This window comes from Providencia sp. PROV202, assembly GCF_028479565.1.
In the GTDB taxonomy this organism is placed as follows: Bacteria; Pseudomonadota; Gammaproteobacteria; order Enterobacterales; family Enterobacteriaceae; genus Providencia; species Providencia zhijiangensis.
In genome coordinates this window covers 37,802-55,274 of record NZ_JAMPNV010000005.1, presented here as the reverse complement: position 1 = coordinate 55,274, position 17,473 = coordinate 37,802, and the positions used below count along the sequence as shown (strand labels likewise).

Below are 17,473 nucleotides of genomic sequence, written 5' to 3'. Positions count from 1 at the left end.
AAGCAGATTATTCTTAGTCGGAATAGGAATCGTTAATAAAAAAGTAAAAAATAGGGCAATAAAAGAAAAACTGTGACAGTGCTCTCAAAATATTCAGTCAGGGCCAATAGTTAACGATAAATCAATAGTAGCGACCTGCTTGGGTAGAACGTTTTTGATAAAAAACGAGTGATAAACTGTGGCGATAAAAACATCGGGCCACTCAGTGACCCGATATGAATAACCATTTAAGCCGTATGACGGGCAATAGGCATTAGAATGCCGCGTTTCTTGGGGTACGTGGGAATGGGATCACTTCACGTACGTTGCTGACGCCAGTCACATAAGCAATTAAACGCTCAAAACCAAGACCGAAACCGGAATGAGGTACAGTGCCGTAACGGCGCAGATCACGATACCACCAGTAATCTTCTTTATTCATACCCATTTCTTCTAAACGTGCATCCAGTCTATCTAAACGTTCTTCACGCTGAGAACCACCGATGATTTCGCCAATGCCAGGGGCTAAGACGTCCATCGCGGCAACGGTTTTACCGTCTTCATTAAGGCGCATATAGAAAGCTTTAATATCTTTCGGGTAGTTTTTAACCACAACTGGCGCTTTAAAGTGTTGCTCAGCTAAGTAACGCTCATGCTCAGAAGACATATCGACACCCCAGTAAACTGGGTTTTCGAATTTCTGACCGCAGGTTTCGAGGATTTTGATCGCATCGGTATAGTCAACTTGTGCAAAATCAGAATTCACAAAACGTTCCAGACGGTTAATCACGTCTTTATCAACACGCTCAGCAAAGAATTCAAGGTCATCGCGACGCTCGGTTAATGCCGCTTTGAATGCATATTTCAGCATTTTTTCAGCCAGACCGGCGATGTCATCTAAGTTAGCAAATGCGACTTCAGGCTCTAACATCCAGAATTCAGCTAAGTGGCGGCTAGTGTTGGAGTTTTCAGCACGGAAAGTTGGACCAAAGGTGTAGATTTTGCTTAATGCCGTTGCATAAGCTTCACCGTTCAACTGACCAGAAACCGTTAAGAAGGCTTCGCGACCGAAGAAATCTTCGCTGAAATCGACTTCGCCTTTGTCATTACGCGGCAAGTTGTTGTAGTCCAGTGTAGAAACACGGAACATTTCACCCGCACCTTCAGTATCTGATGCAGTGATAAGTGGAGTCGATACCCAGAAGAAACCTTGTTCATCGAAGAAGCGATGCAGGGCTTGGGCTAAAGTATGGCGAACACGTGCAACAGCACCGATTAAGTTAGTGCGTGGACGCAAGTGAGCGGCTTCACGTAAAAACTCGACGCTGTGACGTTTTGCTGCCATTGGGTAAGTGTCAGGATCTTCAACCCAACCAACGACTTTGATTGCCGTTGCTTGTAATTCAAAAGACTGACCTTGACCTTGAGATTCAGCAACAATACCAGTGACTTCCACAGAGCAGCCTGTGGTTAAATGCAGGACTTCGTCATTATAATTAGATAAATTATTATTGATGATAGCCTGTAATGGGTTAAAGCATGAACCGTCATAAACGGCGAGGAAAGAAAAACCAGCTTTTGAATCTCTCCTTGTACGTACCCAGCCTTGAACGGTGACTTCAGAGCCCACCGCCACACGGCCTTGCAGTACATCGACTACAGGCGCAACGATCATAAAAATTACTCTCTTTTAAATAATATTAACGATATGAGATGACGGGTATGCGTTATTGGGGTTGACTGCTTAAGGGTTTACAAAGAAACACTATATAAGAAGAAAACTCACGATAAGAAAAAGCGATAACCCGACATCTTTTCCGAAATCCCATATTTCAGGGGTAATCTGCTATGTTACTTGCCATTTGGCAGGAAACAAGTAAAAAATCGCTATCGGGTTATTAATTTGTTTTTAGCAGGCTTTTTCCATTTTAGGAAGGTCAAAGGCTTTGCGTAGCTGATTCACAAATTCATCATCTTCACAGATGGTTTTTCCAGGGCTATCGGATAATTTAGCAACGGGTTTGCCATTACATTCCACCAGCTTGATCACGATATTCATCGGGACCACATTTGGAATGTTGCAAGTGAGTCTTGTGCCAATACCAAACACTAAATTTATCCGTTTATGGAAATAGTGGTATAGCTCTAAGGCTTTTTGCAGGTCTAAATTATCGGAGAACACCAGTGTTTTACTCAGTGGGTCAATGCCCAATTTCTGGTAATGGGCGATGGCTTTTTCACCCCATTCAATAGGATCCCCAGAATCGTGACGTAATCCTTGGTAACGATTAGCAAATTCGAGGTCAAAATCACGCAAGAATGCATCCATCGTAATACAGTCGGTGAGGGCGATACCCAAATGATTTGGGTACTCATCTAGCCAGCTTTGTAGGGCTTCACGTTGGCTATTGGCGAGTTCAGGGCTTATCTGTTGATGAGCTTGGAACCACTCATGTGCTTGAGTACCGACAGGCATTAACCCCAATTCACGCGCCAATTTGTAGTTACTGGTACCCACTAAATAAGGGAATTCTTGCTTGAGCATGCCCACGATAGCCGCTTGCACTTCATAGGAAAAACGGCGGCGAGTACCGAAATCCATCAATTTAAAACCGGATAGATTTAATTGGCGTTCGCTGGCCTCTTGATAAAACAGTTCCAGTAACTTGTGAAGTTGGTTAACGGCATCATCAGCGGTAATGGTAGGGTGTCTGTCACGTTGAACAATTTCACTCACTAACGCTAACAGTGGCACTTCCCACATAATGACTTCGCGCCATGGACCACTGATGCGCATGGCCAGTTGGCCATTATCAGCGACGCTGACAACAACTTGCTTAGGATTAAAGCGGAATGTTTTCAGCCACGAAAGGTAATCTTCGGTGAAAAAGGGCAGAGTACGTAAGTACTGATATTCATCATCCGAAAGAGAAAGCTGTGCCATCAATTGGATCTGTTGTTCAATCTCATTGGCATAGGCACCTAAAATATCACTGCTACGGCAACGAAATTCAGCGACAACGGGAACTTGGTTGTAGCGGTGAAAAACGGCTTGCTGCATGTGGAGCTTATAAGCATCGGTATCCAGCAGTGATGTAATAATCGGTGTTACGTCTAAATTCATGCGCGCAGAGTTCCTCGCGGAGCTGACTAATTGCTAAATCGTTAAAGTTGAAAAAGTATACCCGCTTTAACAAAAGATAGAAGTTTTATTCTATCTGTATGTTGTTGGAAGATAATTCAACTTTAATCCACCCAATTAACTGTTGAGTTAAACGCGTTCAACGTGGTCATTATTCTAAACGAATCTTCATTTACTGTTCGATAACATACTCAGAACAATAATCACTGAATGATACTAACATGTAAATTTAGATTTAATAGATCTATAGCACCAACAGGCAAACCGTTCGCCCACAAAGTTGGATACTACTCTCATAAATTTAATGGGGAATAATAGAAAAACATCGCAATTTGTGATGAAAATGTTTCTCAAGTCGATTCACATTAGTTCATCTTATAGTATTGTATACAGTAGAAAGAGACTATGACACGGATATAACGAATAAAAAGGTTACCTATGACTCAGTTAAGACAAGCGAAATATCGTCAAGATTATCAAGCACCTGATTATACAATTACAGAAATATCCCTTGATTTTGACCTTGATCCCGCCAAAACCAAAGTGACCGCTATCAGCAAGGTGAAACGCCTTAATCCGCAATCTTCCACCTTAGAATTATTTGGTGAAGATTTAACTCTTATTAGCCTTGAAGTCGATGGTAAAGCGTGGACAAACTATAAAGAAGAATCCGGTAAGCTTATCATTGAATCGCTACCAGACGCGTTTACACTGAGTATTGTTAATGAGATTAGCCCTGAGAAAAACAGTGCATTAGAAGGTTTATATGTTTCTGGTGAAGCTTTGTGTACTCAGTGCGAGGCTGAAGGTTTCCGCCACATTACTTATTACCAAGATCGCCCTGATGTTTTAGCGCGTTACACCACCAAAATTACAGCAGACAAATCCCGCTATCCTTATTTACTTTCTAACGGTAACCGTATCGCGGAAGGTGAACTGGATGATGGTCGCCATTGGGTAAAATGGGAAGACCCATTCCCGAAACCAAGTTACTTATTTGCATTGGTCGCAGGGGATTTTGATGTTTTACGCGATGAGTTTGTGACTCGTACTGGTCGCAAAGTCGCATTAGAGTTATTTGTTGATAAAGGCAACTTAGACCGTGCACCATGGGCAATGAAATCCCTACAAAATGCAATGAAATGGGATGAAGAGCGTTTCGGTTTAGAATATGACCTTGATATCTATATGATTGTTGCCGTTGATTTCTTCAACATGGGCGCAATGGAAAATAAAGGTCTGAACGTATTTAACTCGAAGTACGTTTTAGCAAAAAGCGAAACCGCTACCGATAAAGATTATCTGAATATTGAATCTGTGATTGGTCACGAATATTTCCATAATTGGACAGGTAACCGTATTACTTGCCGCGATTGGTTCCAACTAAGCTTAAAAGAAGGGTTGACCGTATTCCGTGATCAGGAGTTTAGCTCTGATTTAGGCTCACGTTCAGTTAACCGTATCAATAATGTCAAAGTGATGCGTGCGGCGCAGTTTGCGGAAGATGCAAGCCCGATGGCTCACCCGATCCGCCCTGAAAAAGTGATCGAAATGAACAACTTTTATACGCTGACAGTGTATGAAAAAGGATCTGAAGTCATCCGCATGATCCACACTTTGCTTGGAGAAGAGATGTTCCAAGCAGGGATCCAGTTATATGTTCATCGCCATGATGGCAGCGCAGCAACGTGTGATGATTTCGTGCAGGCAATGGAAGACGCATCGAATGTGGATTTATCCCTGTTCCGTCGCTGGTATAGTCAATCAGGAACGCCAGTTCTGACTGTGCGCGATGAATATTCTCAAGAGAAGCAACAATATACGCTACACGTTAGCCAAATGACGCCACCAACGGCCGACCAAGCAGAAAAACAGCCACTGCATATTCCATTGGATATCGAACTGTATGGTGAAGATGGAGCGGTGATCCCGCTTAAGCGTGATGGCAGTTTGGTGAATTCAGTCTTAAATGTCACTCAAGCGTCACAAAGTTTTGTATTTGACCATGTGACTTCTCGTCCAGTGCCTTCTTTATTACGTGAGTTTTCTGCGCCGGTAAAATTGGATTATCCATACACGGATGCACAATTAGCATTTTTGATGCAGCATGCGAGCAATGAATTTTCTCGCTGGGATGCGGCGCAGCAACTGATTAATAACTACGCCAAAATTAATGTAGAAAAACTGCATAAAGGGGAAGCGCTGGTTCTGCCTGAGCATGTTGTGGATGCATTTCGCGCTGTATTGCTCAGTGACAATATTGACCCTGCATTAGCCGCTTTAATTTTGACTCTGCCTTCAGAAAATGAAATTGCGGAGCTGTTTACCGTTATTGATCCTGTGGCAATCCATAACGCGATTGATTTTATCCACTCAACGCTAGCGAATGAAATGCACGATGAGTTCTTAACGGTCTATCGCTCGATTAATATTGATGGATATCGTGTTGATCACGGAGATATTGCGCTGCGTTCACTGCGTAATACTTGCTTGCAATATTTAGCGGCAGCGGACGACCGTGAGTTGGCGAATAAGCTGGTGGAAGCGCAATACCGCAGTGCGGATAATATGACGGATTCACTCGCGGCATTAACTGCTGCAAACGAAGCGGGCTTGCCATGTCATGCAACGCTTATGGCAGATTTTGACGATCGTTGGCACCGTGATGGCTTGGTGATGGACAAATGGTTTACGCTGCAAGGTACCAATCCAGCTAAAAATACACTGGCAAAAGTCCGTGAATTATTAAATCATCGCTCATTTAGCATGACTAACCCGAACCGTGTGCGTGCATTAGTGGGTTCATTTACGGCGGGTAATCCAGTGAACTTCCACGCGGAAGATAGCAGCGGTTATCAATTCCTGTATGAGATCTTAGTGGATCTAAATACTCGCAACCCGCAAGTGGCATCGCGATTAATTGAGCCATTAATCCGCTTTAAACGTTATGATGCGAAGCGCCAAGGTTTAATGCGTGAGATTCTGGAAAAACTGAAAGGGTTAGAAAATCTTTCTGGAGATCTGTTTGAGAAGATAACCAAAGCGCTAGAAAGCTAATTCTTCGGATAGTAGGCAGTTAATTCTTAGAATAAATGCATGTAAGCCCTTAGATTTTCGAGTCTAAGGGCTTTTTTATGGTAGAAGATCAAAACAATTAGCACTTTTAGTGATATTTTCATGGATTATTACCCCACAGTTGGGGTAGCATATGTGCCGTTTTATCAAGCCAATCTCACTTGTATACTCACAAACCCTATTTGGTAAAACAGGTTTGGGGGTATTTTTGCACGCGCTGAGTTTGAGTGTGTCGTGTAGAGAAATGCATATTCAATCGTACTTAGACAGAAAGTAGGTTAATAGCTATGTTATATCACCTTGCCCGAAAGGCACTGTTTCAGCTCGACCCTGAAAAGGCCCATGAATTAACGTTTCGTCAGCTTCAGCGTTTAAACCACTCTCCTCTCCAATTCCTTCTTCGTCAATCCATTGCAACCAAACCCGTTACCTGTATGGGACTCTCCTTTAAAAATCCATTAGGCTTAGCCGCAGGACTCGACAAAAATGGCGAGTGCATTGATGCGTTTGGTGCAATGGGATTTGGTTTTGTCGAAATTGGAACCGTTACACCACGTCCTCAAGATGGAAATGACAAACCAAGATTATTCAGAGTTGTTGAAGCGGAAGGGATTATTAACCGCATGGGTTTCAACAATAAAGGGGTTGATAACCTGGTTGAGAACGTTAAAAAATCAACTTACGGCGGGATTATCGGGATTAATATTGGTAAAAATAAAGATACGCCGGTTGAGCATGGTAAAGACGATTATTTAATTTGTATGGATAAAGTGTATGCCCACGCAGGGTATATCGCGATTAATATTTCATCACCAAACACCCCTGGATTACGCACATTACAATATGGGGAAGCGCTGGATGATTTATTAAGTGGCATTAAAGAGAAGCAATTAGCACTGCAATCACTCCATCAGAAATATGTTCCTGTTGCGGTTAAAATTGCACCGGATTTAACTGAAGAAGAAATTGTGCAAGTTGCTGACAGTTTAGTGAGACATAATATTGATGGCGTTATTGCGACGAACACCACATTGGATCGCTCTTTAGTTCAAGGTTTAAATTACTGTAATGAAGCGGGTGGTTTAAGTGGTCGTCCGGTACAATTAAAAAGCACCCAAGTCATTAAACTTATTTCCCGTGAATTAAATGGAAAGTTACCAATTATTGGTGTTGGCGGTATTGATTCATTAACTGCAGCCAGAGAAAAAATGGAAGCAGGGGCATCATTAGTCCAAATTTATTCTGGTTTTATTTACCACGGGCCAAAATTAATAAAGGATATTGTTAATCACATCTAAAAAAATGGTGATTAATTATACAAGGGGGTTTATTTATTCCCCCTTTTATCCTATATTAAGATTGAACATAAATTATATCCATTAAATGACAAGTTATACGTGTAGTTGTGCGGCATATGGTTATAGGTTTGCGGCATATAGTTTTCGCTCATCTGATTAATTCGTTATTAAAAAGTCGACATTGACGTTTGCTTATATTGATCAGTCAGTCGTGTATCTTTTTCTTTTAAGTTTTAGGATATAACAGAGATATGTTTAAAGGGATCTTAATAAAGGATCCAAACAAAGCTTATTTGCTTATAACATCGCTAAAGGATCGTTTATGAATATTAAACCTGATGATCATTGGCGTTGGTATTTTGATCGTGACCATGACAGAGTGATGTTAGATCTCGCCAACGGCATGATATTTCGGTCTTGTTTTCCAGCTAAAATGTTGACTGTTTCTGCACAAAATGAAATGCCTTTTAGTATTGAAGATGCAGCAGAGTTTTATTTATTTGATGAGCAAGCCAAGAGATTAAATATTAGTTATGAAGAGAGAGCGGAATTAGTCTTAAATAGCCTAGTTGCTTACCGCTTTTTAAAGCCCCAAATGCCAAAAAGTTGGTATTTTTCTAGTTTCCATTTTATGAGTACGCCAGAACGTGGTCAATTAATTCAAGTGTGCTTAGAAAATAGCAATGTTTATTCAACATTTATTATTGCAGAAGCGGGTCATTCAGCAAGCTTGTGTTTATTAGCTGAAGCATCATTAGAATTACCTGATCGTACTTTGCGATTCTGTGATCCAATTAAGATCATGAACGATCGGATGATGCATTATCAATCGAGAACCAAGCGTCTATTATATGGAAATGCCATGTAATTGATCACTGATGATCATATTCGTATTTTGATTGCTTTTATGCGAAATAAAGTTTTCCATGCAAAATAAATAAAATGAAAAAATAGGCATGATAAAGTTTATACGGTAAATACAGCTGAAGAATATGAGCAGAATTTATGTTTAATTAAGAGCCTCAACTAAAAAATTATTTTCTTAGTTGAGGCTTTATTTCTATTTAATCGGCTTGATTAAATGCAAGTTTGAGCGCAGTTTTAGGAATACAGCTACAAGCCAAAATATCCCCATTATCTTTGATAGCACTTTGTTTTAGTGGGGTGACTTCCCCTTCAAGTAGTGAAATTCGGCAACGTCCACAAATTCCCGCACGGCATGAATAAGGGATTGAAAGCCCGTGAGATTCAAGCTGTTCAAGGATCACATGCTCTGTATTTCCGATATATTCTATCTCTTCAAAAACCAAATTCACGGCAGCTGGAGTCGGTTTTGTGGTCTGGGTAACAGGGGCTTCTCTATCGCGTAATGGATACTGTTTTGGCTGCTTAGTTTCTAATACGGTGAGAGTATCTCCTACGCGGATGATCCCCGTATTTTCAATTAATGCATTTTGCCCAAAGTCCACATCACCAGTGTCATCCATACGGAAAGTTTGCAGCGTAGCGAGCGGTTCTGCGTGTGGGTGTTTGATCCCTTTTTCTGGACTGACGGTGGTCAAAATACAGCGGCTACAAGGTTTATCTAAAGTGAAAACCACATCACCAATTTGAATGCGTTTCCAGCTATCTTCTTCGAACGGCTTAGCGCCGGTAATGATTAAATTACCGCGAAATTGTTCGAGTTTTACGCTGGCTGGGCAGCGGCGTTGCAGCTCTTGCACGGAGGCTTCATTGATAAGTAAAAATGGGTAGCCATCGGCGAAAGATAAGGGAACATCTTGGTGCTTTTTGACTCGGCGAGATAATTCAGGACTTAACCATCTCAATTGGACAGGCTCGTCAAAAAAGCTGCTTAACCAACTATTTATCTCATCGGGTGCAATAAGTGCATGAAAATGATTGCCCCAAACTTCTGTAGGACTCTGTTTCTCATTAAAGTCCTGATACAATACGGTGGCGCTTTCACCATTAGGTGCTTTTAGATAAAGCCCATTATTGAGCATAGCCGGGGTAAATAATAACATCTGCGGATATTTACGCGCAGTGATAAACTTACCTTCTAATGTGGTGACCATAAAGTTACGATCAAACGTCAATCCGCTGATATCAGCGTAACCATGAGATAGACGAATGCCCCTCATTGACTTGACTGGGTGTGTATACAGGCGCGAAAGCGTAATCATTTTTTAATCCTATAATTGTTGTGCAGCAACTTTATGACAAGTGCATGAGATTAGCTATAATGCGCAACAATTTTTCATCGAAATCGGTAATAAATACTATGAATTTTCTGTTTGCCAGCACAGCTCGAGGCCTGGAAGAACTACTGAAAACTGAATTGGAAGCGCTAGGCGCTAGCCAGTGCAAAGTGGCACAAGGGGGCGTCTATTTTCAGGCTGATGACCGTGTGATGTATCAAAGTCTGCTATGGAGTCGACTGGCATCTCGTATTTTATTACCGCTGAATGATTTTGATGTCTATAGTGATCTTGATTTATATCTGGGTGTTCAAGCGATTGATTGGTCTGAAATCTTCGATGTGAATGATACATTTGTAGTGCATTTCACGGGAACCAACGAAGAGATCCGTAATAGCCAATACGGTGCATTAAAAGTGAAAGATGCCATCGTGGACAGCTTTGTGCGTAAGTTAGACCAACGCCCGAATGTTGCTCGCCAAGAAGCCGATATTCGCATTAACGTTTACCTAAATAAAGAACGCGCAAGCGTGGCACTGGACTTGAGTGGTGATTCACTGCACATTCGTGGTTATCGTGACCTTGCGGGGCAAGCGCCATTAAAAGAGACGTTAGCGGCAGCAATTATTAGCCGTTCAGGTTGGCAGAAAAATACCCCACTGGTCGACCCAATGTGTGGTTCTGGGACACTATTAATTGAAGCGGCAATGATTGCAGCGGATAGAGCGCCGGGATTATATCGCCAGCATTGGGGATTCAATGCATGGTTGAAACATAACCCTGAATTATGGCGTGAAGTTGTCACGGAAGCTCAGGTACGTTTCCGTCAAGGCTTGAAAGATACTACTTCCCGTTTCTATGGTTTTGATATTGATAAGCGTGTGCTGGATATGGCGCGTGCCAATGCTCGTCGTGCAGGATTGCAAGATTTAATCACCTTCAATCACGGTGATGCTGCGGCGCTGGAAAACCCAGTCAAAACCGATATCAAGGGAACTATTATCAGTAACCCGCCATACGGTGAGCGTCTAGAAAGTGAACCGGCATTAATCGCATTGCATAGCCAATTTGGTCGTATTGTTAAAGCACGTTTTCCCGGCTGGCGTTTATCGATTTTCAGCGCATCTCCTGAATTATTAAGTTGTTTACAATTACGTTCTGAACGTGAATTTAAAGCGAAAAATGGTCCATTAGATTGCGTACAGAAAAACTATCAGTTAGCGGAAACGCCATCAGAAACTATTGCGGAAATTTCCCCAGATTTTGCTAACCGTTTACGTAAAAATCAGAAGAAACTGGCGAAATGGGCGAAGCAGCAAGGTGTTGATTGCTACCGTCTGTATGATGCGGATTTACCTGAATACAACGTGGCTGTCGATATCTATGGCGACAAAGTGGTTATTCAAGAATATGCACCGCCAAAAACCGTTGATGAGCGTAAAGCGCGTCAACGCTTATTTGATGTGATCACCGCGACGATGAACGTCCTTGAACTGACCTCAAATCAATTAGTACTGAAAACCCGTCAGCGTCAAAAGGGTAAACAACAGTACGAAAAATTAGCGCAGAAAGATGATTTCTTCTTAGTGAATGAATATAACGCTAAATTGTTAGTTAACTTAACTGACTATCTGGATACTGGGTTATTCCTCGACCACCGTATTGCTCGCCGTATGTTAGGTGAAATGAGCCGTGGTAAGGACTTCTTAAACCTCTTTTGCTACACCGGTACTGCCACCGTTCACGCGGGATTAGGTGGCGCTAAGAGCACAACCTCTGTAGATATGTCTCGTACCTATTTAGAGTGGGCAGAGAAAAACTTGCAAGCCAACCAGCTTACAGGTCGCCAGCACCGTCTAATGCAAGCGGATTGTTTGAATTGGTTAGCCAATACCGATGAGCAATTTGACTTGATTTTCATCGATCCGCCGACGTTCTCAAACTCGAAACGTATGGATGGAACCTTTGACGTTCAACGTGACCATGTGCAATTAATCACCCATTTGAAACGCATGCTGCGTCGCGGTGGAACCGTGATGTTCTCCAACAACAAGCGCGGATTCAAAATGGATCTCGAAGCACTGACTGAACTTGGTTTAAAAGCACAAGAAATCACCGCTAAGACACTGTCAGAAGACTTCGCACGTAACCGTCAAATTCACAACTGCTGGTTAATTAGCCACGCAGAGTAAGGAACAGAATTAATGGCTTTGATTAATTTATCGGGTGCATACCTCGCGTTTAGTGATGCGCCTCTGTTAGACAATACTGAAATTCATATTGAAGATAATGAACGCGTTTGTTTAGTGGGTCGCAACGGGGCAGGGAAATCGACCTTGATGCGTGTCTTGACGAAAGAGCAGCCACTGGATGATGGTTCATTAACTTATGAACAAGATTTGATCGTTGCTCGCTTACAGCAAGATCCGCCGCGTAATGTGGAAGGCACTATTTTTGACTTTGTGGCAGAAGGTGTTGCTGAACAAGCTCAATATTTGAAAGATTATCACCATGTTGCCAAGCTGGTGGAGTCTGACCCAAGTGAGAAAAATTTAAACAAACTGGCGGATTTACAAGAGGTTCTGGATAACTTAAATCTCTGGTTATTAGACTCGCGTATTAATGATGTGCTCAAAAAGTTGGGGTTACCGGCAGATGCAGAGTTATCTTCATTATCCGGTGGTTGGTTACGTAAAGCGGCATTAGGACGTGCTTTGGTCAGCAATCCTCGCGTACTGTTCTTAGATGAGCCGACGAACCACTTAGATATTGAAACCATTTTATGGTTAGAAACCTTTTTGAAAGATTTCCAAGGTAGCATCGTCTTTATTTCCCATGACCGTTCTTTCATTCGTAATATGGCAACCCGTATTATCGATTTAGACCGTGGTCAGCTCGCTTCTTGGCCAGGTAATTATGATGATTATCTGATCAATAAAGAAGAAGCGCTACGTGTTGAAGAGATGCAAAACGCGGAATTCGATCGCAAATTAGCGCAGGAAGAAGCTTGGATCCGCCAAGGGATCAAGGCGCGCCGTACTCGTAACGAAGGGCGTGTTCGCGCGCTGAAAGCATTGCGCGTAGAACGTTCAGAGCGTCGTGAAGTGATGGGTACTGCTCGTATGCAAGTGGGCGAAGCCGCGCGTTCCGGTAAAATTGTATTTGAGTTAGAAAACGTTAATTATCAAGTTGATAATAAAGTTTTAGTGAAGGATTTCTCTGCGCAAGTGATGCGTGGCGATAAAATTGCATTGGTGGGACCTAACGGTTGTGGTAAAACCACACTGTTACGTTTAATGCTCGGTGATTTGCAAGCAGATAGTGGACGCGTGCACTGTGGGACTAAACTTGAAGTTGCGTATTTTGACCAGCACCGCGCTGCACTTGACCCAGACAAAACCGTGATGGATAACCTTGCGGAAGGTAAGCAAGAGGTCATGGTTAATGGTAAACCTCGTCATGTACTGGGTTACCTGCAAGACTTTATGTTCCCGCCAAAACGCGCTATGACGCCTGTAAGAGCGTTATCCGGTGGTGAGCGTAACCGCTTATTATTAGCGCGTTTATTCTTAAAGCCAAGTAACTTGCTGATCCTCGATGAACCAACCAACGACCTCGATGTTGAAACATTGGAGTTACTGGAAGAGCTGGTGGATGGGTATCAAGGTACCGTTTTACTCGTTAGCCATGATAGGGAATTTGTGGATAACAGCGTAACAGAATGCTGGATTTTCGAAGGTAACGGCGAAATTAACCGTTTTGTAGGTGGCTATAAAGATGCTCAGCAGCAAAGAGCACAAACGGTACGTCTGAAATCGGAGCAAACCAGTAAAGTAGCTGCGCCAGAAAAAGAGGCTAAGCTAAAAGAAGCCCCTAAGCGTGCAAATAAACTTAGCTATAATTTATTGCGTGAATTAGAGCAATTACCGGCGAAATTAGAGCAACTTGAAGGGGAAATTGAAACTCTTCAAGCACAAATTGGCGATGCAGATTTCTTTAATCAGCCACATGATGTGACTGAGCAAGCGTTAACTGCACTTGCCGTTAAAGAACAAGAGTTAGAACAGGCGTTTGATCGTTGGCAGGAGCTAGAGCTGTTGAAAAACGGTTGATATGACGGCTTGAATCAAAAGGAGAGAAAACACCTTGTGTTCTCATGAGCCCCATGAACATGTGCTCTGTCCACAGTGCGACATGATGGTTGCTGTTCCTGAATTGGAACAAGGTAGTAAAGCCACATGTCCGCGTTGTGAAACAACACTCATATCCAAATGGCGTTATCCTTACAGGCAACCCGCAGCATATGCATTTAGTGCATTGATTATGCTGGTAATTGCCTGTCTTTTCCCATTTGTAAAAATGAGTGCAGCAGGCATTGAAAATGAAATCTCCATGTTTCAAATCATCGAGATTATTATGGGGACGCGTTACAGCGGCTTAGCGCTGTTTTTTCTCCTCTTTTCTTTGATTATCCCCGCGTTTTGCATGGTGACTATCATCTTGTTAGGACTGCGGGTTCACCTTCCCAAATCAATAAAAGTGCTTATAACCCGAATTCTCTTTCAGATGAAATCGTGGTGTATGGCGGAGATTTTTTTGGCGGGGGTATTAGTTAGTTTTGTTAAGTTAATTGCTTATGGTGATATTGGCATTGGGATGAGTTTTCTCCCTTATTGCGCATTTTGTATGATGCAAGTGCGAGCGTTTCAGTGCCTAGATCGACATTGGTTATGGAATCGAATTGAAGAGGCACCCAAACTCAATAAACCGCTGGTTGTTGGGCAAACAGGGATTAGCCAAGATGTGCGTTTATGTTTAGTTTGTACGGCGATTTTGCCAGCAGATCAACATGAATGCCCGCGTTGCCATGCCCATGGTAGCGTACGTAAAAAGCAAAGTTTGCAGTGGACTTTAGCATTATTGTTAACCTCTATTTTGCTTTATATTCCTGCAAACGTTCTGCCGGTGATGACGACAAACGCCTTAGGCAGTGGGCTGCCTTCTACTATCATGGATGGTGTGATCCTTCTTTGGGAAGATGGTTCATTCCCCGTCGCCATGATTATTTTTATTGCCAGTATTATGGTGCCTTCCTTGAAAATGATTGGTATAGCGTGGTTATGCCTCGATTCTCAAGGATTTGGTAACCGTGACCCTCATCGAATGCACTTTATTTATGAGCTGGTAGAGTATGTTGGTCGCTGGTCAATGATCGACGTGTTTGTGATTACCATTTTGACTGCATTGGTTCAAATGGGGCAGTTAATGAACATCGTGCCCGCACAGGGGGTTATTTTCTTTGGCGTCGTGGTGATTTTAACGATGTTTGCCGCAATGACATTTGATCCTCGCTTAACATGGGATCGTTGTGAAAAGAGAGATGCAGTTAAGACTGTTGAACAAGAAGGAGCCGCAGGGTGACAGATCAAGAAACACCACAGGCCAATGCTAAAGTGAGTAAGTTAAAGAGCTGGTCACCGGTTTGGGTGATCCCAATTGTGACTCTACTCATCGGTGCTTGGATCATGTTTTACCATTTCAGCCATCAAGGTCCAGAAGTGACGCTAATCACTTACAGTGCGGAAGGGGTTGAAGCAGGTAAAACCAAAATTAAAAGTCGTAGCGTGGATATTGGGGTGGTTGAAAGCGTCACCCTGGATTCTAATTTTAGCCGCGTGATTATTAAAGCGCGCTTGAATCCTGAAATGGAAGATTTGCTACGCTCGGATTCTGCCTTTTGGATAGTGAAACCCACGATAGGTCGTGATGGAGTAACAGGGCTAGGTACTCTGTTATCCGGGGCTTATATTGAACTGCAGCCGGGGTTAGCGGCAAAAGAACATTTTGAGTTTACGTTATTAGATACGCCACCTTTGGCGTCCCCTGATGCTAAAGGTAAACGGATTATTTTAACCAGCGACAAAGCAGGGCAGTTAAATGCTGGCGACCCTGTATTATTCCGTGGTTATCGTGTTGGCTCCGTTGAAACCAGTAATTTTGATATGGATAAACGCGATATGCGTTATCAGCTGTTTATCAATGCCCCTTATGACAAATTAATTAGTAGCAACGTGCGTTTCTGGAAAGACAGCGGTATTGCTTTTGATATGTCTTCCCAAGGGGTACACGTTTCAATGGGATCGGTGGCGACATTATTAACTGGTGGCGTGAGTTTTGATGTACCTGAAGGATGGGTACCTGGAGAAACAGTTAAAGAGAATGCACAGTTTGAACTGTTTGATACTCAATCAAGCATTCAGGATTCGTTATACACCACATATCAAGATTTTGTGTTGTTCTTCTCTGACTCTGTGCGCGGTTTACAGCCGGGGGCGCCAGTAGAATTCCGCGGCATTCGCTTAGGTACAGTGGCACAAGTGCCATTTTATACAGCGGGCCTGGATCAATCACTGGATAATAACTTCCGCATTCCTGTTCTTATTCATATCGAACCAGAGCGTTTTTCTAAGGATGTCGGTAAAGACTTTAACTTGAAAAATGAACTGAATTTGGCGATGAAAAATGGGCTAAGAGCCTCGTTAAAATCCGGTAATTTATTAACGGGTGCACTGTATATCGACCTCGACTTTATTCCAGATGTACCAGAGTATAAAGGCCCTTATGTGATTGCAGGCTATAAAATTATTCCAACACACAGTGGTGGTTTAGCGCAGATCCAACAGAAAGTGATCGCCGTGCTGGATAAAATCAACAATATGCCAATTGAGCCTATGTTAAAGCAAACAACTCAAACATTGGCTGAAGGTCAAAAACTGGTTCAAGAAGCGAATGTGATGTTCACGCAGTTGAATAAGTTGTTGTCGAGCAAAGAGTTCCAAAACTTGCCGACTGATATGCAAAAATCACTGAAAGAGATGAACAAAACCATGCAAGGCTTCCAACCGGGCTCACCAGCGTATAACAAGATGGTTGATGATATGCAGAGGTTAGATCAGGTACTGCGTGAAGTACAACCACTACTGCGTACGCTGAATAATAAGAGCAATGCACTCGTATTTGAAGCTGAGCCAAGCAAGGACGTTGTGCCTAAAGGAGTGAAAAAATAATGAGATATCTATTAGCGATAGGTGTTTTTCTACTGGCAGCTTGTAGTAGCAGCCCTGATAAGATGTACTATCAGTTACCTATGAAGGCTCCTGAAGTTCAATCTGCGGCTGTGATGGATAAAGGCCAAATCTGGCTGCAGCGTATTACGCTGGCAGATGTGCTGACATCAAATGGGATCACTTACCAAACGTCCGATGTGGCTTATTCGAACGCAAGTGCGCATTTATGGGCTAGTCCGTTAGAGCAGCAATTGGGGCAATCAATGGTGCGTGAACTATCTTCTGCGTTACCAGATAGATTTATCTCTTTACAACCTTTGCAGAACTCACCTGAAACGTTAGATATCACTCTAACGGCATTTAATGGTCGTTATGATGGGAAAGTTTTAGTGCAGGGATTTTGGACATTGATGCGTGGCGACAAAGTTGTACGCCGCAACTTTGATATCCAATTAGAACAGCATGAAGATGGTTATCCTGAATTAGTCAGAACATTAGCGAGTGGTTGGCAAAAAGTCGCTGCAGATATTGCCCAAGAGATAAGCAAACCATAATCTGATAGTGATTTTGTTGTGAAATGAATGCACTACCGTAAAACGTAGTGCATTTTTTTGTTATTTTACAATTCAAAAAGAGGATATTAAAAAAACTTAATTAATTGATAAATAATGAATTTATTTTTAATCATTTGAATATCAGTAGGTTGTGATT

At 42.4% G+C, this 17,473-nt stretch carries 11 protein-coding genes; 8 read left to right on the top strand and 3 right to left on the bottom strand.

The window, feature by feature from the left end; translation table 11 throughout:
* Window positions 1-253 precede the first annotated feature (253 nt).
* On the bottom strand, window positions 254-1,654 hold the full coding sequence (gene asnS / locus PR799_RS03170; protein ID WP_036960395.1) for an asparagine--tRNA ligase: 1,401 nt from the start codon (window positions 1,652-1,654) through the stop codon (window positions 254-256).
* Between the two features lie 234 nt (window positions 1,655-1,888).
* Window positions 1,889-3,103 carry a nicotinate phosphoribosyltransferase gene (pncB, locus tag PR799_RS03165; protein ID WP_272521240.1) on the bottom strand — a complete coding sequence of 405 codons (1,215 nt, stop codon included), beginning with the start codon at window positions 3,101-3,103 and terminating at the stop codon, window positions 1,889-1,891.
* Window positions 3,104-3,559: 456 nt separating this feature from the next.
* Between pncB and pepN the strand changes: the two genes are divergently transcribed.
* The 3 genes from pepN to PR799_RS03150 all read left to right on the top strand — a co-directional run bounded on the left by pepN (window position 3,560) and on the right by PR799_RS03150 (window position 8,362).
* Window positions 3,560-6,178: an aminopeptidase N gene (gene pepN / locus PR799_RS03160; protein WP_272521239.1), complete on the top strand. Its 2,619-nt coding sequence runs from the start codon at window positions 3,560-3,562 to the stop codon at window positions 6,176-6,178.
* Window positions 6,179-6,483: 305 nt separating this feature from the next.
* A complete protein-coding gene (gene pyrD / locus PR799_RS03155) occupies window positions 6,484-7,494 on the top strand; it encodes a quinone-dependent dihydroorotate dehydrogenase (protein WP_154604233.1) in 1,011 nt (336 codons plus the stop codon).
* A gap of 322 nt (window positions 7,495-7,816) precedes the next feature.
* Complete coding sequence (locus PR799_RS03150; protein ID WP_154628376.1) at window positions 7,817-8,362, top strand: cell division protein ZapC; 546 nt, start codon at window positions 7,817-7,819, stop codon at window positions 8,360-8,362.
* A gap of 196 nt (window positions 8,363-8,558) precedes the next feature.
* On the opposite strand, the gene PR799_RS03145 is transcribed toward PR799_RS03150, so the two are convergent.
* On the bottom strand, window positions 8,559-9,680 hold the full coding sequence (locus PR799_RS03145) for a YcbX family protein (RefSeq protein ID WP_272521238.1): 1,122 nt from the start codon (window positions 9,678-9,680) through the stop codon (window positions 8,559-8,561).
* A gap of 98 nt (window positions 9,681-9,778) precedes the next feature.
* On the opposite strand from PR799_RS03145, the gene rlmKL reads away from it, so the two are divergent.
* Genes rlmKL through pqiC form a run of 5 tightly spaced genes read left to right on the top strand, consistent with a single transcriptional unit; the run spans window position 9,779 to window position 17,316 of the window.
* Complete coding sequence (rlmKL, locus tag PR799_RS03140) at window positions 9,779-11,887, top strand: bifunctional 23S rRNA (guanine(2069)-N(7))-methyltransferase RlmK/23S rRNA (guanine(2445)-N(2))-methyltransferase RlmL (protein WP_272521237.1); 2,109 nt, start codon at window positions 9,779-9,781, stop codon at window positions 11,885-11,887.
* 12 nt (window positions 11,888-11,899) lie between these two features.
* Window positions 11,900-13,807, top strand: a complete 1,908-nt coding sequence (locus tag PR799_RS03135; RefSeq protein ID WP_272521236.1) for an ABC transporter ATP-binding protein — start codon at window positions 11,900-11,902, stop codon at window positions 13,805-13,807.
* A 34-nt stretch (window positions 13,808-13,841) separates the two neighbouring features.
* A complete protein-coding gene (pqiA, locus tag PR799_RS03130; RefSeq protein ID WP_336298630.1) occupies window positions 13,842-15,116 on the top strand; it encodes a membrane integrity-associated transporter subunit PqiA in 1,275 nt (424 codons plus the stop codon).
* Window positions 15,113-16,762 carry an intermembrane transport protein PqiB gene (pqiB, locus tag PR799_RS03125; RefSeq protein WP_272521235.1) on the top strand — a complete coding sequence of 550 codons (1,650 nt, stop codon included), beginning with the start codon at window positions 15,113-15,115 and terminating at the stop codon, window positions 16,760-16,762. Before pqiA ends, pqiB begins: the two co-directional genes overlap by 4 nt.
* A complete protein-coding gene (gene pqiC, locus PR799_RS03120; RefSeq protein ID WP_154628381.1) occupies window positions 16,762-17,316 on the top strand; it encodes a membrane integrity-associated transporter subunit PqiC in 555 nt (184 codons plus the stop codon). Before pqiB ends, pqiC begins: the two co-directional genes overlap by 1 nt.
* Window positions 17,317-17,473 lie beyond the last annotated feature (157 nt).